24 protein-coding genes are annotated in these 21,306 nt (G+C 71.2%); 15 read left to right on the forward strand and 9 right to left on the reverse strand.

Annotated elements, in window-relative coordinates; genetic code table 11:
- Positions 1 to 270: 270 nt before the first annotated feature.
- Positions 271 to 717, reverse strand: coding sequence for a hypothetical protein (locus tag B0I32_RS31960; RefSeq protein WP_245956156.1), 447 nt, complete (start codon positions 715 to 717; stop codon positions 271 to 273).
- 126 nt (positions 718 to 843) lie between these two features.
- On the opposite strand from B0I32_RS31960, the gene B0I32_RS31965 reads away from it, so the two are divergent.
- The 5 genes from B0I32_RS31965 to B0I32_RS31985 all read left to right on the forward strand — a co-directional run bounded on the left by B0I32_RS31965 (position 844) and on the right by B0I32_RS31985 (position 5,969).
- Entirely contained in the window at positions 844 to 1,725 is an 882-nt protein-coding gene (locus tag B0I32_RS31965; protein WP_106246120.1) for a proline dehydrogenase family protein, read from the forward strand.
- Positions 1,726 to 1,769: 44 nt separating this feature from the next.
- A complete protein-coding gene (proC, locus tag B0I32_RS31970) occupies positions 1,770 to 2,564 on the forward strand; it encodes a pyrroline-5-carboxylate reductase (RefSeq protein ID WP_106246122.1) in 795 nt (264 codons plus the stop codon).
- A 114-nt stretch (positions 2,565 to 2,678) separates the two neighbouring features.
- Positions 2,679 to 4,025 carry an efflux RND transporter periplasmic adaptor subunit gene (locus tag B0I32_RS31975; RefSeq protein ID WP_106246124.1) on the forward strand — a complete coding sequence of 449 codons (1,347 nt, stop codon included), beginning with the start codon at positions 2,679 to 2,681 and terminating at the stop codon, positions 4,023 to 4,025.
- Positions 4,022 to 4,738 carry an ABC transporter ATP-binding protein gene (locus B0I32_RS31980; RefSeq protein WP_106246126.1) on the forward strand — a complete coding sequence of 239 codons (717 nt, stop codon included), beginning with the start codon at positions 4,022 to 4,024 and terminating at the stop codon, positions 4,736 to 4,738. The genes B0I32_RS31975 and B0I32_RS31980 overlap by 4 nt, the downstream gene beginning before the upstream one ends.
- Before the next feature lie 46 nt (positions 4,739 to 4,784).
- The gene (locus B0I32_RS31985) at positions 4,785 to 5,969 is read left to right on the forward strand and encodes an ABC transporter permease (protein WP_106246434.1); all 1,185 of its coding nucleotides are present in this window, start codon (positions 4,785 to 4,787) and stop codon (positions 5,967 to 5,969) included.
- 84 nt (positions 5,970 to 6,053) lie between these two features.
- On the opposite strand, the gene B0I32_RS31990 is transcribed toward B0I32_RS31985, so the two are convergent.
- The 4 genes from B0I32_RS31990 to B0I32_RS32005 all read right to left on the reverse strand — a co-directional run bounded on the left by B0I32_RS31990 (position 6,054) and on the right by B0I32_RS32005 (position 9,569).
- The gene (locus tag B0I32_RS31990) at positions 6,054 to 6,797 is read right to left on the reverse strand and encodes an ABC transporter permease (protein ID WP_106246127.1); all 744 of its coding nucleotides are present in this window, start codon (positions 6,795 to 6,797) and stop codon (positions 6,054 to 6,056) included.
- Positions 6,794 to 7,684, reverse strand: a complete 891-nt coding sequence (locus B0I32_RS31995) for an ABC transporter ATP-binding protein (RefSeq protein WP_106246128.1) — start codon at positions 7,682 to 7,684, stop codon at positions 6,794 to 6,796. The genes B0I32_RS31990 and B0I32_RS31995 overlap by 4 nt, the downstream gene beginning before the upstream one ends.
- Before the next feature lie 80 nt (positions 7,685 to 7,764).
- Complete coding sequence (locus B0I32_RS32000) at positions 7,765 to 8,433, reverse strand: response regulator (protein WP_106246130.1); 669 nt, start codon at positions 8,431 to 8,433, stop codon at positions 7,765 to 7,767.
- Positions 8,430 to 9,569, reverse strand: a complete 1,140-nt coding sequence (locus tag B0I32_RS32005; RefSeq protein WP_106246131.1) for a sensor histidine kinase — start codon at positions 9,567 to 9,569, stop codon at positions 8,430 to 8,432. Before B0I32_RS32005 ends, B0I32_RS32000 begins: the two co-directional genes overlap by 4 nt.
- A gap of 150 nt (positions 9,570 to 9,719) precedes the next feature.
- On the opposite strand from B0I32_RS32005, the gene B0I32_RS32010 reads away from it, so the two are divergent.
- The 9 genes from B0I32_RS32010 (at position 9,720) to B0I32_RS32050 (ending at position 16,896) form a co-directional block, all read left to right on the forward strand.
- Entirely contained in the window at positions 9,720 to 10,883 is a 1,164-nt protein-coding gene (locus B0I32_RS32010) for an acetoin utilization protein AcuC (protein ID WP_181307990.1), read from the forward strand.
- 13 nt (positions 10,884 to 10,896) lie between these two features.
- Complete coding sequence (locus tag B0I32_RS32015; protein ID WP_106246135.1) at positions 10,897 to 11,685, forward strand: phosphatase; 789 nt, start codon at positions 10,897 to 10,899, stop codon at positions 11,683 to 11,685.
- Positions 11,686 to 11,991: 306 nt separating this feature from the next.
- A complete protein-coding gene (locus B0I32_RS32020) occupies positions 11,992 to 12,195 on the forward strand; it encodes a helix-turn-helix domain-containing protein (RefSeq protein WP_043629748.1) in 204 nt (67 codons plus the stop codon).
- 174 nt (positions 12,196 to 12,369) lie between these two features.
- Positions 12,370 to 12,468: a 30S ribosomal protein bS22 gene (locus tag B0I32_RS32025; RefSeq protein ID WP_018654693.1), complete on the forward strand. Its 99-nt coding sequence runs from the start codon at positions 12,370 to 12,372 to the stop codon at positions 12,466 to 12,468.
- Between the two features lie 22 nt (positions 12,469 to 12,490).
- A complete protein-coding gene (locus tag B0I32_RS32030; protein ID WP_106246136.1) occupies positions 12,491 to 13,486 on the forward strand; it encodes an NAD-dependent epimerase/dehydratase family protein in 996 nt (331 codons plus the stop codon).
- Positions 13,483 to 14,382, forward strand: a complete 900-nt coding sequence (locus B0I32_RS32035) for a lysophospholipid acyltransferase family protein (protein WP_393274426.1) — start codon at positions 13,483 to 13,485, stop codon at positions 14,380 to 14,382. Before B0I32_RS32030 ends, B0I32_RS32035 begins: the two co-directional genes overlap by 4 nt.
- Positions 14,383 to 14,469: 87 nt before the next feature.
- A complete protein-coding gene (locus tag B0I32_RS32040; RefSeq protein ID WP_106246138.1) occupies positions 14,470 to 15,255 on the forward strand; it encodes an SDR family NAD(P)-dependent oxidoreductase in 786 nt (261 codons plus the stop codon).
- Between the two features lie 58 nt (positions 15,256 to 15,313).
- On the forward strand, positions 15,314 to 15,892 hold the full coding sequence (locus B0I32_RS32045; protein WP_106246139.1) for an RNA polymerase sigma factor: 579 nt from the start codon (positions 15,314 to 15,316) through the stop codon (positions 15,890 to 15,892).
- A 2-nt stretch (positions 15,893 to 15,894) separates the two neighbouring features.
- Positions 15,895 to 16,896, forward strand: coding sequence for an LCP family protein (locus B0I32_RS32050; RefSeq protein WP_106246141.1), 1,002 nt, complete (start codon positions 15,895 to 15,897; stop codon positions 16,894 to 16,896).
- 40 nt (positions 16,897 to 16,936) lie between these two features.
- Here B0I32_RS32050 and B0I32_RS32055 read toward each other — a convergent pair whose 3' ends face one another.
- The 3 genes from B0I32_RS32055 to B0I32_RS32065 are packed head-to-tail and all read right to left on the reverse strand — an operon-like array spanning position 16,937 to position 19,170.
- A complete protein-coding gene (locus B0I32_RS32055) occupies positions 16,937 to 17,821 on the reverse strand; it encodes an HAD family hydrolase (protein WP_106246143.1) in 885 nt (294 codons plus the stop codon).
- Between the two features lie 18 nt (positions 17,822 to 17,839).
- Positions 17,840 to 18,472 carry a DUF5667 domain-containing protein gene (locus B0I32_RS32060; RefSeq protein WP_146178380.1) on the reverse strand — a complete coding sequence of 211 codons (633 nt, stop codon included), beginning with the start codon at positions 18,470 to 18,472 and terminating at the stop codon, positions 17,840 to 17,842.
- 59 nt (positions 18,473 to 18,531) lie between these two features.
- Positions 18,532 to 19,170, reverse strand: a complete 639-nt coding sequence (locus B0I32_RS32065) for a sigma-70 family RNA polymerase sigma factor (RefSeq protein WP_106246146.1) — start codon at positions 19,168 to 19,170, stop codon at positions 18,532 to 18,534.
- Between the two features lie 179 nt (positions 19,171 to 19,349).
- On the opposite strand from B0I32_RS32065, the gene B0I32_RS32070 reads away from it, so the two are divergent.
- Entirely contained in the window at positions 19,350 to 20,894 is a 1,545-nt protein-coding gene (locus B0I32_RS32070) for a putative quinol monooxygenase (RefSeq protein ID WP_106246148.1), read from the forward strand.
- A 60-nt stretch (positions 20,895 to 20,954) separates the two neighbouring features.
- On the opposite strand, the gene B0I32_RS32075 is transcribed toward B0I32_RS32070, so the two are convergent.
- Complete coding sequence (locus B0I32_RS32075) at positions 20,955 to 21,191, reverse strand: glutaredoxin family protein (RefSeq protein WP_106246150.1); 237 nt, start codon at positions 21,189 to 21,191, stop codon at positions 20,955 to 20,957.
- Positions 21,192 to 21,306: the final 115 nt, after the last annotated feature.

Genomic DNA, 21,306 nt, shown 5'->3' on the forward strand with positions numbered 1-21,306 from the left:
GCGTGACAGTGCACACCTCACGTAACGGGGCCGCGCGGTCAGGGGTTCCACGGGGCGGGTAAGCCGGTGAGCGGCTGATCGACGTGGGCGGACCCCGGCGCGGTGGGCGCGCACCGGGGTCCGCGTATAAGATGGCTCACGTGACCCGGGCGTTCATGCCCTCCAAGGGAGTGCGACCTCGCCGGCGGCGGGCCCGGCGGCGGGGTGTTCTGATCGATGTATCGCAACAAATCGATCATTTGTCACTACGGTTGTCCGTAAGTGGACATGTCAGGACTTCGCGCCGTCCACGAGCTTCCGCTTGCCGAGGGCCTTCTTCAGGGTGACCGTCGTGGTCTTCTCGACCGCGATCATGATGCAGGACACGTTCTTCGCCTTGCGGCCGGTGCCCTCGTACAGGGTGACGGTGACCCGCTTGCTCGTCTCCTTCACCTTGACCCGGTCGAGCACCGTGCACGGCTCCACCCCCGACCACCAGGTGAGCTGGACCTTGCGGCCCTTCGAGACCGGCTTGGCCTTGGTCCAGCGGACCTTGTGGACGTTGAGGGCGTCACCCGTCGGCTTGACCGCCTCGGGCGGCTTCGTGGGAGAGGTGGTGACCGGCTCCGACACGACGGGAGGCTTCTCCGGGGTCGAGGAGGAGGCCCGCTCGACCGGCGGGGTCGTGCCGCAGCCCGCGGCGAGCACCAGGCATCCGGTCAGGAGAGTCGCTGTCATTGTCCGCATACCCCTACGACGGACCGCGCCCGCCGCCGGTTCAACTCCCCGGCCGGATCCTGGTCAGAGCGAGAGTTGCGAGGTGGCGGCGCACGATCGGCAGGCCGACTGATTAGTGTGGATCGTGTGCTCCGTCAGGCCATGCTCGCCCTCTCCAAGAGCCCGCGCGCCGAGCGGCTCGTCACCACCTCACCGCTGACCGCCGACGTGGTCAGGCGCTACGTCGCGAGCGACGTCGGCGCCGTCGTCGGCGCGCTGACCCGCCAGGGGTTGCTCGTCAGCGTCGACCACCTCGGCGAGGAGGTGACGGACGAGGCCCAGACCGGGGCCGCGGTGGACACCTACGTGTCGCTGCTCGACCTGCTGCCCGCCGGCGCCGACGTGTCGGTCAAGCTCACCGCGCTCGGGCTGCGGCTCTCCCAGCGGCTGGCCACCGCCAACGCCGCCGCCATCTGCGCGGCGGCCGAGGCGAAGGGCGTCACGGTCACGCTCGACGCCGAGGAGCACGACACGATCGCCGGGCTGCACGCCGTGCACGCGGTGCTGCGCAGGGAGCATCCCGAGGTGGGCGTGGTGGTGCAGGCCTACCTGCCCGATTCGCTCGACCGCTGCGAGAAGATCGGGGCCGCCCGCGTACGGCTCTGCAAGGGCGCCTACACCGCCCCCGGCGGCTACCGCAGGACCGCCGACATCGACCGCTCGTTCGTCCGGTGCCTGAAGGTCCTCATGGCCGGCACCGGCTACCCCATGGTCGCCACGCACGACCCGAGGCTGCTGCGCATCGCCTCCACGCTGGCCGTGCTCGACGGCCGCGACACGACGGGCTTCGAGTACCAGATGTTGTACGGCGTGCGCCCCGAGGAGCAGACCCGCCTGGCCGGGCTCGGCTCCCGGGTGCGCGTCTACGTCCCCTACGGCGCCGACTGGTACGCCTACCTGATGCGCCGTCTCGCGGAGCGCCCCCGCAACCTGGCCTTCTTCCTGCGCTCCCTGGTCTCGCGGCGGTAGCGGATAGGCTGCCAGACCAGCGTTCCACTCATCGAGGGGCCGAAATGATCGCGATTCTGGGCACGGGCAAGATGGGCGAGGCCCTGCTGTCCGGGTTGCTGCGCGCCGGGCTCAAGCCGGGCGACATCATGGCGACGACCCGCAGGGCCGAGCGCGCGCAGGCCCTGCGTGACGCCTACGGCGTGCGCACCGTCTCCAACGCCGAGGCGGCCAAGTCCGCCGACACCCTCGTCCTCGCGGTCAAACCGCAGGACATGGCGACGCTGCTGGCCGAGATCGCCCCCTACGTGGCTCCTGAGCGGCTGGTGATCAGCGCCGCGGCCGGCATCACCACCTCCTTCGTCGAGCAGCGGCTCGGCGTGCAGGTGCCGGTGGTGCGGGTGATGTCCAACACGCCGATCAAGTTCGACGAGGCGATGAGCGTGATCTCGGCGGGGGCGCACGCCACCGAGGAGCACCTCAAGCTGACCGAGGGGCTGCTGGAGCCGGTCGGCAAGGTGCTGCGCATCCCCGAGTCGCAGCAGGACGCCGCGACGGCGCTGTCCGGCAGCGGTCCCGCCTACTTCTTCTACCTGGTCGAGGCCATGGTCGACGCCGGCATCCTGCTCGGCATGCCGCGCGCCGCCGCCCTCGACATGGTCACCCAGTCCATCGTGGGGGCCGCGGTGATGCTGCGCGACTCGGGCGAGCATCCGGTGATCCTGCGCGAGGCCGTCACGTCGCCGGGCGGCACGACGATCGCGGCCATCGCCGAGCTCGAACGGCACAGCGTGCGCGCCGCCTTCCTGGCCGCCATCGAGGCCGCCCGCGACCGCGGGCGCCAACTCGCCTCCGGCTGACCACCGCGCCCGGCTGACCACCGCGCCCGGCTGACCACCGCGCCCGGCCGGCCGTGCCCCAGCGACCGAGCGGGCGCTTGTGAGGGCGGCGGGCCCGGCTCCTACGATGGGGCCGTGACGGTCCGACGCGGGGTGGCCCCGCTGCTCGTCCTGTTAGCACTGACCGGCTGCACCGCCGAGGAACCCGCGACCGTCCAGGTCGCCGAGGTCCGGCGGGCACCGGTCACCGAGGTCGTCGAGGCGCCCGCCACCATCGGCGCGCGCGCCTCCGCGACACTGCGCTCTCCCGCCCAGGGCACGATCGCCAAGCTGCACGTCAGCGAGGGCGACCGCGTCCGCAAGGGCCAGATCCTGGCCAGGATCCGCTCGCCACAGGCCCAGGACCAGCTCAGCCAGGCCCGCCGCGCGTCCAGGATGCCGGCCCCCGCGAGCTTCGGCGGCGACGTCCGCCTCCCGTCCCTCGACACCGGCGCGTTCGACCGCAAGGTGGCCGCCCACTTCGCCAAGGCCCGCCAGGAGGCCAGGAAGGTGAAGGACCGGCAGGCCCGCAGGCAACTGCTCACCGCGATCGGGCTGGCCCAGACCCAGCACAGGGCGCAGACGAAGGCGCTGGCCTCGATCACCGCCCAGCTCAACCGCTCGATCAGCGGCGTGTTGACCGGGGTGACGAGCGGCCTGTCCAGCTCCATGGCCTCGCTCCAGGCCGCCTCGCGCACGCAGGCGAAGGCCGCGGTGAAGGCGGCCGAGAGCACGGTGAAGTCACTGACGATCAAGGCGCCGTTCTCCGGCGTCGTCAGCCTGGGCCGCGTGTCGGGCGGCGGCGCGCCGGGCGGCGTGGAGAGCCTGCTCGGCCGGCTGCCCGGCGGCGGGCAGCAGCTCCCGTCCGTGCCCTCGGGCGGATCCGGCTCCGGCGCTCCCGTCGCGATCGGCGTCCCGGTCTCGCCCGGCGACAGCATCGTCACCGTGACCGACGTGTCGCGGCTCACCCTGGACGCCGACGTGGACGAGACGGACGTCCTGCTGGTACGCGAGGGCGTCGAGGCCGCGGTCGAGCTGGACGCGGTCCCAGGAGCCACGTACACGGCCGTGGTCACCGGCATCGGCGTCAACCCCATGGAGGGCACGACGGGCGGCGTCAGCTACCCCGTACGCCTCAAGCTCGGCCCCGGCGCCTTCGACGACGGCGCCAAGGCCCCCGCCCCCAAGCCGGGCATGAGCGCGGTCACCAGGCTGACCGTGCGCGAGTCGCCGTCGGCCGTCTCGGTGCCGGCTTCGGCCATCGTCTCCAGCGGGCGCGAGAGCGTGGTCTGGGCGGTGGCGGACGGCGTCGCGCGGCGGCGCGTGGTCAAGCTCGGCGCCCAGGGCGACGCCGTGGTGGAGGTGCTGAACGGGGTGTCCGTGGGCGAGCGGGTCGTGGTCAAGGGCGCGGACTCCGTACGGGAGGGGCAGCGGCTGCCATGACCGCACCCGCCATCGAGGCGGTGGACCTCACCCGCCGCTACCAGCTCGACGGCGTGGCCGTCGAGGCGCTGAGAGGCGTCTCGCTCCGGATCGACCAGGGCGAGTTCACCGCGATCGTGGGCCCGTCCGGGTCGGGCAAGTCCACGCTCATGCACCTGCTGGGCTGTCTCGACCGGCCCTCCTCCGGCGTGCTGCGGATCAACGGGGTGGACATCGCCCGGCTGTCCGACGCCGCGCTGGCGGAGCTGCGTAACCGGACGATCGGCTTCGTCTTCCAGTCCTTCCACCTGCTGGCCAGGACCACGGCGCTGGACAACGTGGCGCTGCCGCTGGTCTACCGGGGGCTGGGGCGGGCCGAGCGGCGCGCCAGGGCCCGCGCGGCGCTGGAGTCGGTGGGGCTGGGGCACCGGATGGACCACCGGCCCTCGCAGATGTCCGGCGGGGAGCAGCAGCGGGTGGCCATCGCCAGGGCGCTGGTCGGCGAGCCGAAGGTGCTGCTGGCCGACGAGCCCACCGGCAACCTCGACACCGCCAACGGGGCTGAGGTGATGGCCATACTCGACCGGCTCAACGCGGGCGGTGGCGTGGCCGTGGTGCTCGTCACGCACGAGGCCGAGGTCGCGGCCCACGCCAGGCGGCAGGTCCACGTACGGGACGGCCTGATCGAACGGATCCACCTGCGGGACGGCCTGGCAGAGGACGGTGCCTCGTGACGGCGGCACGCAGGCTCCCCGGGCCCGCCAGGGCGGGGTGGAGGCCGTGAACGCGACCGAGGCGCTGGTCATGGCGATGGAGGCGCTGCGGGTGAACCGGCTGCGCAGCGTGCTGACCATGCTCGGCGTCATCATCGGCGTGCTGGCCGTGGTGATCCTGGTGGCGATCGGCACGGGCGCCAAGGACGAGATCGAGCGGCAGATCTCCGGCCTCGGCACGAACATCATCCTTGTCGTCCCCGGCCGGATCAGCCTGGGCGCGGCGCCGACGCAGAGCAAGCTCGGCCTGGCCGACGTGGCCTACGTGCGGCGGGTGGTGGGCGACCCGTCGAAGGTGACGGTCTCACTGCAGTCGGGCGAGACCGTGCGCGTGGGCAGGACCGAGGTGTTCGTCACGGTGATCGGCACCGACCAGAACCTGGTCAACATCTTCGAGCGGCCGGTCGGCAAGGGCCGCCCGCTGAGCGAGACGGACGTGGACACCCGCCGCCGGGTCGCCGTGCTGGGCTCCGAGGTGGCCGACCGGCTGTTCGGCGACCTGGACCCGATCGGGCGGCAGGTGACGGTCGCGGGGGCCAGGTTCAGGGTGGTCGGCGTGTACGCGACGGTGGGGCAGACGTTCGGGCTCTCCCGCGACCAGGAGATCCACATCCCGGTGACGACGGCGCAGCGGCTGCTCGGGATCGAGCGGATCAACGGGCTCGCGGTCGGCGCCTCGGGCCCCGACGAGATCGACCCGCTCTCGGACCGGGTGACGGCGGCGCTGCGCGACCGGTATCCGGGTGAGCAGTTCTCCGCCGTCACGCAGACCGCGCTGCTCGGCACGATCGGCAGCGTGCTGGGCATGCTCACGGGCGTGCTGGCGGCCATCGCGGGCATCTCGCTGCTGGTCGGAGGCGTCGGGGTGTCGAACATCATGCTGGTCAGCGTGCGCGAACGCACCCGGGAGATCGGGCTGCGCAAGGCGCTGGGGGCCAGGCAGCGCGACATCCTGGCCCAGTTCCTCATCGAGGCGGTGCTGCTGACCACGATCGGCGGGCTCGTCGGGATCCTGCTCGGGGTGGGCGGCGCGCTCGCCATCGAGGCGTTCACCGAGGTGCCGGCCTCGATCACCTGGTGGTCGATCGCGCTGGCCTTCGGGGTGTCGGCGGCGGTCGGGGTGTTCTTCGGCGTGGCGCCGGCGCGCAGGGCGGGCCGGTTGGATCCGGTGATCGCCCTGCGCGCCGAGTGAGTCGGGAGCGGGCCGCAGGCGCCGCGGCGACCCGAGGCGGAAGAACGGCTCAGGCGCCGCGGCGGTCCGAGGCAGGGGAACGGCTCAGGCGTCGCGGCGCTGGAGCAGGACGGCGCCCGCGGCGACGGTGACGGCGATCCACACCAGGTAGACGCCGAACCCGCTCCACGGCCCCAGCGCGCTGTCGCCCCGGACCGGCAGCACGATCATCATGCCGGCGTTGGTGGTGAAGTAGTCGGCCACCGTCCTGCCCCACTGTCCCGGCAGCTGGTACATCAGCTGCGGCAGCACCAGCATCAGCGCGATGGCCGACACGATGGCCCCGGGCGTGTGCCGGATCAGGACGCCGAGGCCCAGCCCGAACAGGCCGCAGGCGGTCAGGTAGAGCGCGGACCCGAGCGCCGCCCCCGCGACCGCGCCCGGATCGACCGACGGCGGCTGGGCGATGAGCAGGCCCAGCAGGATCGAGACGGCCGAGGCGACCGCCGAGACGACCAGCGCCGTCGCGGTGAAGACCACGATCTTGCCGGTGAGCAGCCGCAGCCGCTTCGGCACGGCCATGAGCGAGGTGCGGATGCCGCCCGTCCGGTACTCGCTGGAGATCACCAGGGCGCCCAGCGTGGCCATGGCGAGCGAGGCGAACATGTTTCCCACCAGGCTGAGCTGGATCGCGGTCGCGGCGGTGACCGGCTCGTCGACGCTGCCCTTCTGCGCGGCGTTGATGAGCGCGCCGATGCCGATCAGCAGGATCGCGGCGGCCGCCAGCGTCCAGACGGTCGAGCGCACAGAGCGGATCTTGGTCCATTCGGACCTGAGGATGTCGGTCATGAGGAGAACTCCAGGCTGTCCTTGGTCAGCTCCATGTACGCCGCTTCGAGCGAGGGACGCACGAACGTCAGCTCCTCCAGCGGAATGCCGGCCCGCGCGGTGAGCGTGCCGATCTCCAGCGTGCTCATCGCGGTGACCCGCAGGTGGTCGGGGTGCAGCTCGCCCACCTTGACCAGGTCGGCGACCTCGGCCAGCCGGGGCGAGCGGATCCGTACGTAGCCCTGCGAGCTGCGCCCGATGAACTCGGCCACGCTCGTGTCGGCGATCAGCCGCCCCTTGCCGATCACGATCAGGTGGTCGGCGGTCTGCGCCATCTCGCTCATGAGGTGGCTGGAGACGAACACCGTCCGCCCCTCGGCGGCCAGCTGGCGCATGAACGTGCGGATCCACAGGATCCCGTCGGGGTCGAGCCCGTTGACGGGCTCGTCGAACAGCAGGATCTCCGGATCGCCGAGCAGCGCGGCGGCGATGCCGAGCCGCTGCGACATGCCCAGCGAGAACCCGCCGACCCGCCGCCCGGCGACCTCGCGCAGGCCCACGGTCTCCAGCACCTCGCCGACCCGGGAGGAGGGGATGCCGTTGCTCTGCGCGATGGCGAGCAGGTGGTTGCGGGCGCTGCGCCCGCCGTGCACGGCCTTGGCGTCCAGCAGCGCGCCGACCTTGCGCAGGGGATGCCGCAGCTCCGCGTACGGCCGCCCGCCCACGAGCACGGAACCGCCTGAGGGCCGGTCGAGGCCGAGGATCATGCGCATCGTGGTCGATTTGCCCGCGCCGTTGGGTCCGAGGAAGCCGGTCACCTGACCCGGCTCGACGTCGAACGACAGATCCGCCACGGCGAGGGTCCCGCCGTAGCGCTTGCTCAGGTTCGTTGCCCGGATAGCGGTCATGGTCACAGCCTGCCGTCGCGCGGCTCCGATCACCTCCTGCCCCGGGACCGTTCGCACCGGCGTGATCTAGGACCCTGGTCCTACTCTCCTGGGTGGATCAGGCCTGCCTCGTACGCGACGATCACGGCCTGGGCCCGGTCCCGCACGCCGATCTTGGCGAACAGGCTCGTCACGTGGTTCTTCACGGTCGAGGGGGAGACGGACAGGCCGGTCGCGATCTCCGCGTTCGACCGGCCGCGGGCGATCAGGACGAGGATCTCCCGCTCGCGGTCCGTGAGCCCGGACAGCACCGCGGGGGCCTGGCGCGGAGGTGAGGTGCGGACGTACGTGCCGATGAGCCGGGTCAGCAGGCGCGGCGCGACGGCCGACTCGCCCCGGTGCACCACCCGTACGCCCTCGATCAGCTCCTCGGGGGAGACGTCCTTGGGCAGGAAGCCGTCCGCGCCCGCGCGCAGCGCCGCGACCACGTTCTCGTCCAGGTCGAACGTGCTCAGCGCGAGCACCCGCACGCCGGGCAGCTCCGCGGTGATCAGCTCGGTCGCGCGCACGCCGTCCATGCCCGGCATGTGCAGGTCCATCAGCACCACGTCGGGCCGCAGCCGCCGGCTCAGGTCCACCGCCCGCTCGCCGTCGCCCGCCTCGCCGACCACGCTCAGGTCGGGCTGGGCGTCGAGCATGAGCCGGAAGCCCTTGCGCACCAGTTCGTGATCGTCGACGAGGAGCACCTCGATGGGGCCGGCGGCGGTCATGTCCGCTCCAGGGGGAGGCGGGCGTGCACGCGGAATCCTCCCTCCAGGCGGGGGCCGGTGGACAGCTGGCCCCCGCACAGGGCCACCCGCTCGGCCATGCCGCCGAGCCCGAACCCCGGCGTGCCCTGGTCCTTCTTCAGGCCGTCGTCGAGCACCTCGACCTCCACGGCGGCCGGTTCGTAGGCGAGCAGCACGCTGGCCCTGGCGCTGACGGCGTGCTTGCGCGTGTTCGTCAGCGCCTCCTGCACGATCCGGTAGACCGCGTGGTCCACGGTGGCGGGCAGTTCGACCGGCTCGCCGGTCACGGTCAGGCTGGCCGGCAGCCCGGCCGACCTCGCCTCCTTGATCAGCGCGGGCAGCCGTTCCGCGCCGACCCCGGTGGCCGCGTCGGGGCCCTCCTGGCCGTCGGCCCGCAGCACGTCGAGCAGGCGGCGCATCTCCGACATGGCCTGCCTGGCGGTCTGCTCGGCGCTCTCCAGGGCGTTCCTGCTGACCTCCTGCTCCGGCGGCAGCGTCGCCCGCGCGCCGCCGACCAGGGCGTTGATCACCGTGATGTGGTGCGCCACCACGTCGTGCAGCTCCCTGGCGATGCGCCGCCGCTCGGCCCTGACCGCGGCGTCGGCGGCCTCGCGCAGGCCACGGTCCTTCAGCTCGGCCCGCAGGCGGACCAGCTGGCCGAGGCCCACGGCGGCGCCGACGGTGAACAGGGACACCAGCCAGAGCCCCTGGCCCTCCATGCCGAACGTCATGATGGCGGCGGCGGCGACGTACGCCGCCGCCGAGGTGATCGCGGTGGTCCGGCCGCTGGTGTAGCGGCCCACGCTGTAGAGGGCGATGAGCGTGGGGAAATTGGTGTTGGTCACGATCCCGCTCAGGATGAACACCGCGTCCACGGCGAGGACCAGCGCGACGGTCGGCACCGGGTGGCGGCGGCGGGTGAGCAGCAGCGCCGTTCCGAGCAGGTAGTGCAGGGAGGCGTTCGGGGGGACCTGCACCTCGCCCCGGCCGATCATCAGCAGGGGCCCGAGGATCGCTGGGAAGGCCAGCACGATCACCAGCGTCCGGTCGAAGACGATCGGACGTCTGAAGAACCCGGGGATCCGGCCGATCTTCCGTAAGATCCGCGCGATGCGCACGATGACACCATAAGTCACGACTTCCGGGTGGAGCTTGAACGTCTCCGGCCGCCGAACCGGGCTGTGCCGCCGCGGAACCCGCGCCACAGCGGGAGGTCCGTGGCTGCGGTAACGTCGGCGCAAGGCGAGGCAGCACGTGGAGGGGTTGGCATGAGCCGGTCGGCACGGGTGATCTGGGACGACGCTCTCACCTCCTACGACTTCGGCCCGAGCCATCCGCTCGCCCCCGTGCGCGTCGAGCTGACCATGGCCCTGGCCCGCGAGCTCGGCGTGCTCGACAAGGTCGAGCTGGCCGGGTGCGAGCCCGCGAGCGACGACGAGCTGGCCCTGGTCCACGATCGCCCCTACATCGAGGCCGTCAAGCGCGTGTCCGTCTCCGGCCGGGCCGATCTCGGCGTGGGCCTGGGCACCACCGACAACCCCGCGTTCAAGGGCGTGCACGAGGCCTCCGCGCTGATCGCCGGCGCCACGCTGGCCGCCGCCCGCGCCGTCCACGAGGGCTCGGCCGAGCACGCGCTCAACATCGCGGGCGGGCTGCACCACGCGATGGCCGCCACGGCCAGCGGGTTCTGCGTCTACAACGATCCGGCGCTGGCCATCGCCTGGCTGCTGGAGCAGGGCGTGAGCCGCATCGCGTACGTGGACGTCGACGTCCACCACGGCGACGGCGTGCAGGCGGCGTTCTACGACGACCCCAGGGTGCTGACGATCAGCCTGCACGAGAGCCCGCGCACGCTGTTCCCCGGCACCGGATTCCCCCAGGAGACCGGCGCGGAGGGCACGGCCGTCAACGTCGCGCTGCCCGCGGGCTGCGGCGACTCCGGCTGGCTGCGCGCCTTCGACGCGGTGGTGCCGCCGCTGCTGCACGAGTTCGGGCCGGAGATCCTGGTGACCCAGCACGGCTGCGACAGCCACGCGCTCGACCCCCTGGCCAACCTGATGCTCAGCGTGGACGGCCAGCGCACCGCGTACGCCGCCCTGCACCGCCTGGCCCACGAGACGGCCGGCGGCCGGTGGCTCGCGACCGGCGGAGGCGGCTACGAGCTGGTCCAGGTGGTGCCGAGGGTGTGGACCCACCTCATCGCCGAGGCGGCCGGGCACCCCATCGATCCGGCCACGCCGACGAGCGAGGAATGGCGCCGGTTCGTACGCGAGCGCACGGGGGAGACGCCACCGCTCACCATGACGGATGGGCGCAAACCGGAATTTCATCACTTCTCTGATGGTTATGATCCTGCGGACCCCATTGACCGTGCGGTCATGGCGACCCGGCACGCGGTGTTCCCCCTGCACGGCCTCGATCCGATGCCCTGACGAGGAAGATGCAGTGCTCAGTCGCGACGAACTCCGTGAACAGCTTGTCCAGACCCGCATCGCGGGCGATGTCGCGACCTCCCGCGAGAACAACCTCGACCACTACAGCAGTCTCGCGAACGGCGACGCCTACTACGCGCTGGGCCTGACGTTCGACCAGCCGTGGTCCTACCGCGACATCCTGGCGCTGATGGCCAAGTCCGCCGGCGTGGTCGCCGACCCGAGCCACCGCTGGGGCCAGGACACCATCGACCCCGAGCTGACCATCGACGCGATCGACGCGATGGCCGAGCGCATCGCCGGGGTGCTGGCCCGGCCGGGCGCGCGTGTCCTGATCGCCACCGGCCACCCCACGGGCCTGCTGGCCGTGCACCTGCCGCTGGCGGCCCTGTGCGTGGCGAAGGGCGCGCGGCTGCTGACGCCGGGCGAGGGATGGACCTACGCGGGGTCGGGTTTCGGCCGGCCGCGGCGGATCAGATACCTCCAGGACGTCGCCATGCTCGACGACAAGGGCGCGCTGGTGCACACGCACGACGCCGACCCGATGCGGCACATGCTCGGCGAGCTCGACGGCGACCTTCCCGACCTCGTGATCGCCGACCACGGCTGGGCGGGAGCGGCGGGAGAGGCGGGTGTGCCGACTGTGGCCTTCGCCGACTGCAACGACCCCGGGCTCTTCGTCGGGGAGGCGGAAGGCAAGATTGACGTCGTCGTGCCACTCGACGACAACGTGCTACCCCGCTACTACGCTCCGTTGACCGACCGATTGGTCACAAGAGTCTCACAAGCCCTTCCTGTCTAATTCGGTCCTCCCCATACCGTCTTTTCGCGCCTGCATTCCAAGAGGCTCGCTGTCCCTTTGCCAACTTTTGACAGGGCTCCGGCGACTCTTATGTGTGGCAACTTGGACAGTTCCAACGTCCAGGTGAGGTGCTCGGCCGGGCTGCTGGCCAGCGATTTTGCTGGTTCGGCTGACAGGCGGCTCCGGCAACTGAGAAAATAGGGGGTTTGCGCACTCGGAGTCCCGACTTACGCTGACGGCAGTACACGTGCGTGAGCAATGGCACCAGTGGGGATAACCCGGAAACACGTGCGGAAGAGGCGTCCGATGGCTGCAGGCGAAAGACCTCTCAGCGAGGTGAAGTTCCTGACCGTCGCAGAAGTGGCGACGGTCATGAGGGTGTCCAAGATGACGGTGTACCGGCTCGTCCACTCCGGCGAGCTGCCGGCCATCAGAGTCGGCCGCTCGTTCAGGGTGCCTGAGCAGGCGGTACACGACTATCTGCGGGAGGCCTACATCGAGGCAGGTTGATGTAGCGACACGCCCGGTCGTGTCGTGAATGCTGTCGCGGGAGAGGCCCGGTTGCCGCTGATGCGACCGGGCTCTCGCCCCCCGATGGGCGATCTACCGTGGATCGCCGGTAGTCTGTGAGCCGGTGTGCGCTCGCACATCGATTCAGACTTGCTATCAGTACCTGGGGGTCCCGTGGGCTCTGTGATCAAAAAGCGCCGCAAGCGGATGGCTAAGAAGAAGCACCGCAAGCTGCTCAAGAAGACGCGCATCCAGCGGCGCAACAAGAAGTAACCGACGCAGCTGCGAGGCGCTGATGACCCACACTGTGCTTGTCACCGGGGTCTCGCGCCACATCGGCGCCCGGGTGGCGAGTGCCCTGGCGGCAGACCCGGACATCAGCCGTGTCATCGGAGTGGACACCGTACCGCCCCCCTCGCTGACGCGGGACGGTGACAGCTCCCTCGGCCGGACGGAGTTCGTCCGGGTGGATCTGCGCAGCCCCGACATCGCTCAGGTGATCGCGGCCGCGGACATCGACACCGTTGTGCACATGAGCCTCGTCAGCGCTCCCTCGCGGAGTGGTGGCAGGGCCGCCATGAAGGAGCACAACGTCATCGGCACCATGCAGTTGCTCGGTGCGTGCCAGCGGTCGGCGACCGTGCGACGTGTGGTGGTGCGTTCCACCACCGCCGTCTACGGCTCGTCGCCCCGCGATCCAGCGGTGTTCACCGAGGATCTGGAGCCGCACGACGGCCCCGTCCACGGTTACGCCAAGGACGCGGCCGAGGTCGAGGGCTACGTGCGGGGTTTCGCGCGGCGCCGTCCCGACGTGACGGTGTCGTTGCTGCGCTTCGCCAACTTCATGGGTCCAGGCGTCGACTCGCCGCTGACGCGTTACTTCACCCAGCCGGTGCTGCCGAGCGTGTTCGGCTTCGACCCGCGGCTGCAGTTCATCCATGAGGACGACGCGGTCGAGGTGCTCCGCCGGATGGCCACCGAGCATCACCCCGGCACGTTCAACGTGGCCGGGGCCGGCGTGCTGCTGCTGTCGCAGTGCGCGCGCAGGGCGGGGCGGCCGTCACTGCCGCTGCCCTCGTCCGCCTTCCGCGTGCTGGGCGGAGCAGTGCGCAGGGTCGGCCTGGTCGAATACTCGCCCGAGCAGGTCAGGCTGCTGTGCCACGGCCGCGCGGTCGACACCGCCAGGCTGGAGGCCGAGCTGGGCTGGAAGCCCAAGTTCAGCACCGCCGCGGCCTTCGACGACTTCCTGCGCTCCCACGACCTGCGTCCGCTGGGAGGTGCCCGGCCGTGAGCGTTCCGCACGAGGAGGAGGGCCGGGTGATCCCGATCAGCGCGGCGCCCTCGTTCGCGGAGCCCGAGCCCATGGCCAGGCTGCTGGCCTTCGTGCGCAGGCGGGTCACCGGCGACTACGAGGTCGACGAGTTCGGCTACGACCCCGAGCTGACCGACAAGGTCGTCCTGGAGCTCATCAGGCCGCTCTACAACCACTGGTTCCGGGTCGAGCCCGTCGAGCTGAAGAACATCCCCGACGACAGCGGCGCCCTGATCGTGGCCAACCACTCCGGGACGCTGCCGATGGACGCGCTGATGCTCCAGGTCGCACTGCACGACGAGGCCGGCCGGGCGCTGCGGCTGCTCGGCGCCGACCTGGTCTACCAGCTTCCCTTCCTCAGCCACCTGGCCCGCAAGACCGGCCACACGCTGGCCTGCCCCGAGGACGCCGACCGGCTGCTGCGCAAGGGCGAGCTGGTCGGGGTGTTCCCCGAGGGCTTCAAGGGCGTCGGCAAGCCCTTCTCCGAGCGTTACAAGCTCCAGCGCTTCGGCCGCGGCGGCTTCGTGGCCTCCGCCATCAGGGCCGGGGTGCCCATCGTGCCCACCGCGATCGTGGGGGCGGAGGAGATCTATCCCAAGATCGGCGACCTGAAGACGGTGGCCCGGCTGCTGGGCCTGCCCTACCTGCCGATCACCCCGTTCTTCCCGCTGCTCGGGCCGCTCGGCCTGGTGCCGCTGCCGTCGAAGTGGATGATCGAGTTCGGCGAGCCGATCAGGACCGACGAGTACGACCCGTCGGCCGCCGACGACCCCATGCTGGTCTTCAACATCACCGACCACGTGCGCGAGGTCATCCAGCAGCTGCTCAACGAGCTGCGGCTGCGCAGGGGTCACGCCTTCCCGCCCTTCCTCTGACCGGCCGGCCGAAGACCGGGTGCAACCGGACGGCCCCCGGCGGTGTTCTGCGGATCGATCGACTGAACACCGAAAGGGACAACCCTCATGGATCTGCAGCTTTCCGGCCGCGTCGCCGTCGTCACCGGCGCGTCCAAGGGCATCGGCCTGGCCGTCGCCCGCACCCTGGCCGAGGAGGGAGCCCACGTGGTCGCCGCCTCCCGTACCGTGCCCGACGCCAAGGTGAGCCACGTCGCGGTGGACCTCATGGACCCGGAGGCGCCCGCCCAGGTCGTCGCGCACGCGGTGCGGGAGTTCGGCGGGGTGGACATCCTGGTCAACAACGCCGGCGGCCCGCCGCCCGGGGTGACGCTGCCGCGGGCCGGGTTCCTGACGCCCGACGACGCCGGTTGGCGGGCGATGTTCGAGTTCAACCTGTTCGCGGTCGTCCGGATGATCCGCGCCGCCGTCCCGGTGATGCTGGAGCGGGGCGGCGGCTCGATCGTCAACGTGTCCTCCACCATGGCCAGGCAGCCGAGCGCCATGAACGTGGACTACGGCGCCGCCAAGGCGGCCGTGCTGGCGATCGGCAAGTCCCTGTCGGAGGAGTTCGGGCCGCAGGGGATCCGGGTCAACACCGTCTCGCCCGGACCCGTGCTGACGGACTGGTGGACCAAGGACGGCGGCGCCGCCGAGGTGTTCGCCGGATTCGTCGGCTCCGACAGGGACAGCGTGATCAAGGAGGTGGCGCCTGCGATGATGAACCTGACCACCGGCCGGCTGGTGCACCCGCAGGAGATCGCCGACGCGGTCGCCCTGCTGGTCTCGCCCCGCTCGGGCGGCACCACCGGCGCCGAGGTCGTCATCGACGGGGGCCAGCTCAAGGAGATCTGAACCCGCTGGGCGGGTTGTGGAGAGACATCCGTGACCGATCCCCCACAGAAGGGCGGAGATGATCACGCAACCCGCCGTCAGGGGTGTGGACTCGGAGCTGGTGAGCGCCTCGTGGTCCGACCCCGAGGCGTTCGCCGAGCTCTTCGACCGCTACTCCGCCATGCTCTACCGGTACGTCTCCAAACGCCTCGGCCCCGGGCCCGCCGAGGACCTCGTCGGTGAGACGTTCTTGATCGCCTTCTCCAAGCGGAGAAGCTACGACCTGTCCTACCCGGACGCCCGGCCGTGGCTGTTCGGCATCCTGACCAAGCTCGTCGCCCGGCACCACCGCTCCGAGGCGACGCGCTACCGGGCTCTGCTGCGCGCCCCCGTGGAGGCGGAGGTGGAGTCGCCGGCCGACCGGGTGGCGGCCGGGGTGAGCGCCCAGGCCGTCCGCGGTGAGCTGGCCGGCGCCCTGGCCGCGCTGCCCGCCAAGGACCGCGACGTGCTGCTGCTGATCGCCTGGGGCGATCTCACGTACGAGGAGGTCGCGCGGGCGCTCGGCATCCCCGTCGGGACCGTGCGCTCCCGCCTCAACAGGGGCAGGCGGAAGGTACGCGCCGCGCTCGGCGACACCAACCCCATGGAGGAGGAGTGACGATGGACGACCTGAAGCTGCTCCGCGACCTGGGGGCCGAGCTGGAGCACGGGCCGCCGCCCACGCTCGTCCGCCAGCGCACGCGATACCTGCACAGCCGGCCCCGCCGCCGGTGGACCGGCTGGTGGACGGCCGGCCTGGTCGCGGTCGCGACGGTCTGCGCCGTCGCGGTGCCCACGGTGCTCCTCTCGCACCGCGGACCGGCGGGACCGGCGGCCGGGGGCGAGGCGGTGGACGTGAGCGGCGCCGTCAACGTGCTGCTGATCGGCTCGGACACCCGCGACGGCGAGGGCAACGCCAAGTACGGCCCGTCGAGCCGGAACACGGGCCAGCGCGCCGACACGATCATGATCGTCCACGTGCCGGCCGACCGGGGCAGAGCGACCGCGGTCAGCGTCCCGCGCGACTCGCTGGTGCGGGCCGCCCCGTGCACGTCAGGCCCGGCCAGGACCGTCATGATCAACGCCGTGTACGACGAGGGCGGCGCCGCGTGCCTCAGGACGACGCTGGAGAAACTGACCGGCCTGCGGCTGCACCACACGATGGCGGTCGACTTCGCCGGGTTCGAGGACATGGTGGACGCGCTCGGCGGCGTCACCGTCAAGGTGCCGGCGCCGGTGAACGAGCCGAAGGCCAAGCTGCGGCTGCGCGCCGGCGAGCAGGTGCTCGACGGCGAGAAGGCCCTCGGGTACGTGCGGCTGCGCTACTACGGGGACGGCTCCGACCTGTCGCGGATCAAGCGGCAGCGCACGGTCGTCATGGCGCTGCTGAAGAAGGCGCAGAGGGCCGTCGCGGACCCGGCCGAGCTCCAGGGCTTCCTCGACGTGGTGCGCAGATCGGTGAAGACGGATCTCACCGTCGAGGAGATGTACCAGCTCGGCACCCAGCTCGCGGAGACCAAGGTGAGCCTCAAGGTGGTGCCCACGGGCCCGCATCCGGACGACCGCGTCCGGCTTCAGTGGAAGCAGCCGGAGGCGGGCAAGTTGTTCGGGTCGCTGCAGTAGGGGAGCCTCGCGGGGGCTCCTCGTCAGGCGCACCCAGGGGTCAGACGCGGCCGCGGTAGTGGCGGCGCAGGGCGATGCCCGCCGCCACGCCGCCCGCGAGCGCGCCCACGCCGGCCGCGATGGGCAGCGCCGTCATCGTGGCCTTGCGCCCGGTGCGGAAGTCCCTGATCGGCCAGTCGTGCTTCCTGGCGTGCTCACGCAGCTCGTTGTCCGGATTGATCGCCACGGCCTCGCCGACCAGGGACAACATCGGCAGGTCGTTGGCCGAGTCGCTGTAGGCGGTGCAGCGCGACAGGTCGAGCCCCTCCCTGCGGGCCAGTGCGCGCACCGCCTCCGCCTTGGCGGGGCCGTGCAGCAGGTCGCCGACCAGCCGCCCGGTGTAGACGCCGTTGCTGGTCTCGGCGACGGTGCCGAGCGCGCCCGTCAGGCCGAGCCGCTGCGCGATGACCCTGGCCAGCTCGACCGGGGTGGCGGTGACCAGCCAGACCCGCTGGCCGGCGTCGAGGTGGCTCTGGGCGAGCAGCCGGGTGCCGCCCCAGATGCGGTCGGCCATCACCTCGTCGTAGATCTCCTCGCCGAGGCGTACGACGTCGTCGACCTTGGCCCCGGCCACGAACGCCAGCGCGGTCTCCCTGGCCACCGCGATGTGCTCGGGGTTCTCGTTGCCGCGCAGCCGGAACACCGCCTGCCCCACGGCGAACTTGAACAGGTCGGACGTGGTGAACAGCCCGCGCGTGGCCAGCCCTCTGGCGAAGTGGTAGATCGACGCGCCGCGCATCATCGTGTTGTCCACGTCGAAGAAGGCCGCGGCCTCCAGGTCGGGCTCGACCGGCGTGATCGGCGCGACCGTGACCGCCGCCTGCGCCGCGGCCTCGCCTGCGACCTCGGGGTGCACTTCCTGTCGTCGTCGCATAAGCCGCCACATGGGCTTCAGCTTACTTACCTACTCGGGCGCGACCAGACCTTCGATGTAGTCGAGGTAGTCCTCCGCGCGGGCCAGGTCGGCCTCTCCGAGCTGGTCCAACATGGGTTCGACGACCTCCTGCTGATCCTGCGCGAACTTCTTGATCTTCGGTGAACGCGGCTCGGTCCTTTCGAGGCGTTCGACGCCCACGCGCGTCGACTCCTCCATGTCCTTCAGCGTCTTGTTGATCAGCGGGGCTTCGGTGGTGGTGGAGCCGAGCAGGGTGGCCACCTCCTTGGCGCGGGTCTTGGCCGAGTCGAGCTCGCGCTCGCCGCGTTCCGCGCCCGAGCTGAGCCGGACGAGCGTGGTCTCGGCGGCGCGCTTGAGGGGGTAGAGCGAGTCGCCGGGCACCGCCTGGTAGGTGGCGAAGGAGGAGACCATCATCGCCGCCACCAGCCCCACGGCGGCGAGCTGGGACAGCAGCGGCCGGCGCCGCGCGGGACGGCGGCGGTGCGCGCGCTCGGTGACGGGCTCGTCCTGCTCGTGGGCGAGCGACATCAGCTCCGCCCGCAGGCGTTCCTTGAAGGCCGGCTGGGGAGCGCCGATCGGCAGCTCCTGGAGTTCGGTGAGGTGATCGAGCACGCGCTCCCGCCGCCTGCGCGCACTACTCATGCGAACCCCTGGGCCTTTCCTCTCGTGACAATGGCCTAACGACGCGCGGTCGGCGTAGGTTACGCCAGGTCGTGCTTGAGAGCTCTGGCCAGCGACCGTACGGCCCGGAACTGCAGCGCTTTGATCGCTCCACTCTTCTTCCCCATGATCAGCGCGGTTTCCGCGAGCGAGAGGCCGTGCAGGAAGCGCAGGACGACGCACTCCTGTTGTTCGGGATTGAGATCGCGTACGGCACGCAGCACCCGGTCGTTGATGATGGCCGTGACCACGGCGTTCTCGGGGATGTGGGAGCCGTCGAGCGGGACGTCGATCACCTCACCCGTGGTGACCTCCAGCCGGTAGCGTCCCGACTTGAAGTGGTCGGTCACCAGGTTTCTCGCGATGGTCACGAGCCAGGCGCCGAAGTCGCGGCCCTGCCAGGTGAAGTCGCCGATCCGGCGCAGCGCGCGCAGGAAGGTCTCGCTGGTGAGGTCCTCCGCCAGCGGGTGGGAGCCCACCCGGAAGTAGATGTAGCGGTAGACGAGGTCGACGTAGCGGTCGTAGAGCGTGCCAAAGGATTGCGTGCATCCGTTCTTGGCGTGCATCACCAGCATGCGGAGGTCGTCGGGCACGTCTTCGTGCACGACGAGCTCGCCCGTCCGGGCAGGTCCAGCGACGGCTGGAGCGAGCAGCCCGGCGAACGGCGACGAGTCAGGCATCCGGTATCCCTAGGGGTAAGGGGTGCGGCGTGCTCGAACACTCTAGAAATCAACCGGAAATTCCACAATCCACAGCGTGATGGCATGACTAGGCGTAATCGGCAGATACCGTGTTGGACCGACCCGTTCCCTCTTCGGCTACCGGCTGGGAGGCATCGTCCGGCAGCATTGGAGTCACCATGGAGATCCTCGTTGCTGTCATAGCTTTCGCCGGCGCGCTCCTGGCCGCCGTCGCGGCCGGTGCCCTGATCCAACGGCTGCGCGACGACCCTGAGGGATGGCTTGTCGCCTGGACCGTTGCAGTCGTGGCGCTCTGTCTCGCCTTGGGCGTGATCGGCCTCGGCTACCTCATCGGCTTCGGCGGTGTCACTTTCCGTGTCTACCAGGTGACGGGATCACTGCTGGCGCCGCTGTGGCTGGCGGTCGGGCTGGTGCAGCTGCTGTCGGAGAAGGCGCCGCCGAGGTTCCTGGCGTGGCTGGCCGGCATCGCGCTGAGCTTCGTGAGCGTGGTCATCATGGTGTGGGACCCGCTGAAGAGCCAGGAGATGGGCAGGTCGCTGCCGGCCGCGTCCAACCACTGGAACCTCTTCCCCGGCTACCTGCTGATCGCCGTGCACGCCGTCGCCGTGCTGCTCATGCTGGCGATGCTGGTGGTGGCCGGGATCAAGTGGCGCAACGGCGACGAGTACGACACCGACAACCTGCACGCGACCGTGGTCATCGTGCCGTCGGGGCTCGCGCTCGTGGGGGCGATGCGGTTCGCGGTGCCGCCGCTGTTCACCACCGCGTTGCTGGCGGTGGCGGGAGCGGCGGTCTGGTACACCGTGCTGCGGCCGCTGGCGCCGTACGAGGACGACGACGAGGACGACTTCGGTCCCGACGGCGACGAGCGCCTCTCGCGCCGCGAGGAGCGCTCTCAGCGCCGCGAGGAACGGGTGCCGCGGGACGAGCGGACGCCGCGGGGCGACCGCGTCCCGCGCGACGAGCGCCCCATGCCGCTGGACGAGCGCCAGATGACGCCGGGCGACCGCCCGATGTTCCGCGACGAGCCGCCCGGCGACCGTCCGATGTTCCGCGACGAGGTGCCGGGCGGCGGGCGCAGGGGCATGCCGGAGCCGATGCAGGCGGCCGACCTGTCGCCCGCGCCGCCGCGCAGGTCGTCGGGCCTGGGGGATCTGGTGGCCGAATATCGCGCGGGCGACCAGGAGGTCGACTACGCGGCGCGGATGGCGCCGCCGCCCGACTCCGGGCCCTCGACCGGCTACATCATGAACGGCGCGCCGCCCCAGCGGCCCGACTACAACCTGTCACCGTCGGCGCCCGGCACCGGCGCGGTCTTCCCCGGCGCCGACGTGTTCACCCCCGCGCAGCAGCAGCCCGGCTCGGGCCGGCTCTCGCCCACCATCTACGGCCTGCTCACCGTCTTCACCATCATGGACGGCGCGGGCGACGCGTTCGACCGGCTGGCCGAGGCGACCGTCGAGGCCGTGCGCAGGGGCGAGCCCGACACGCTCGTGTACGCCTGCCACGCGGTGAAGTCGGCCCCGCTGCAGCGCATCGTCTACGAGCTCTACCGTGACGAGGTCGCCTACCGCGACCACCAGCGCCAGCCGCACGTGGAGCGGTTCGTCAACGAGCGGCAGACGATGGTGCTGGCCACCAACGTCATCGAGCTCGACGTCAACGCCGCGAAGGTGGTGCCGCTGCCCACCGTCGCGTACTGACCGCGGCCTCCGCCGCCCGGGCCGCCACGTTTCGAGCGCGGCCTGCGCCTCCCCGAGCCGTCACGCTTCGAGCGCGGCCCGCAGCCTGGCCTCGTCGACCCGCCAGAAGTCGTGCTGGACCCCGTCGATCAGCGTGACCGGGATCATCTCCCAGTATTTCTCGGTCAGCTCCGCCGACGACTCGATGCTGACCTCCTCCCACGGCACGCCCAGCTCGCCCGCGACCCTGGCGACGACCTCGCGCGCGTCGTCACACAAGTGACATCCGGGTTTGCCGAGCAAGGTGATGCGATGCATGTGAGCAACCGTACCCCGCCGACTTTGTGCATCGGTTCACAAAGGGATTAACCTGAAAGACGGTTCGATTCCTATCACGCGGTCCCCAAGCCGCCCGTTCCCTGGAGCACCGGCA

The organism is Nonomuraea fuscirosea (assembly GCF_003001935.1).
GTDB lineage: Bacteria > Actinomycetota > Actinomycetes > Streptosporangiales > Streptosporangiaceae > Nonomuraea > Nonomuraea fuscirosea.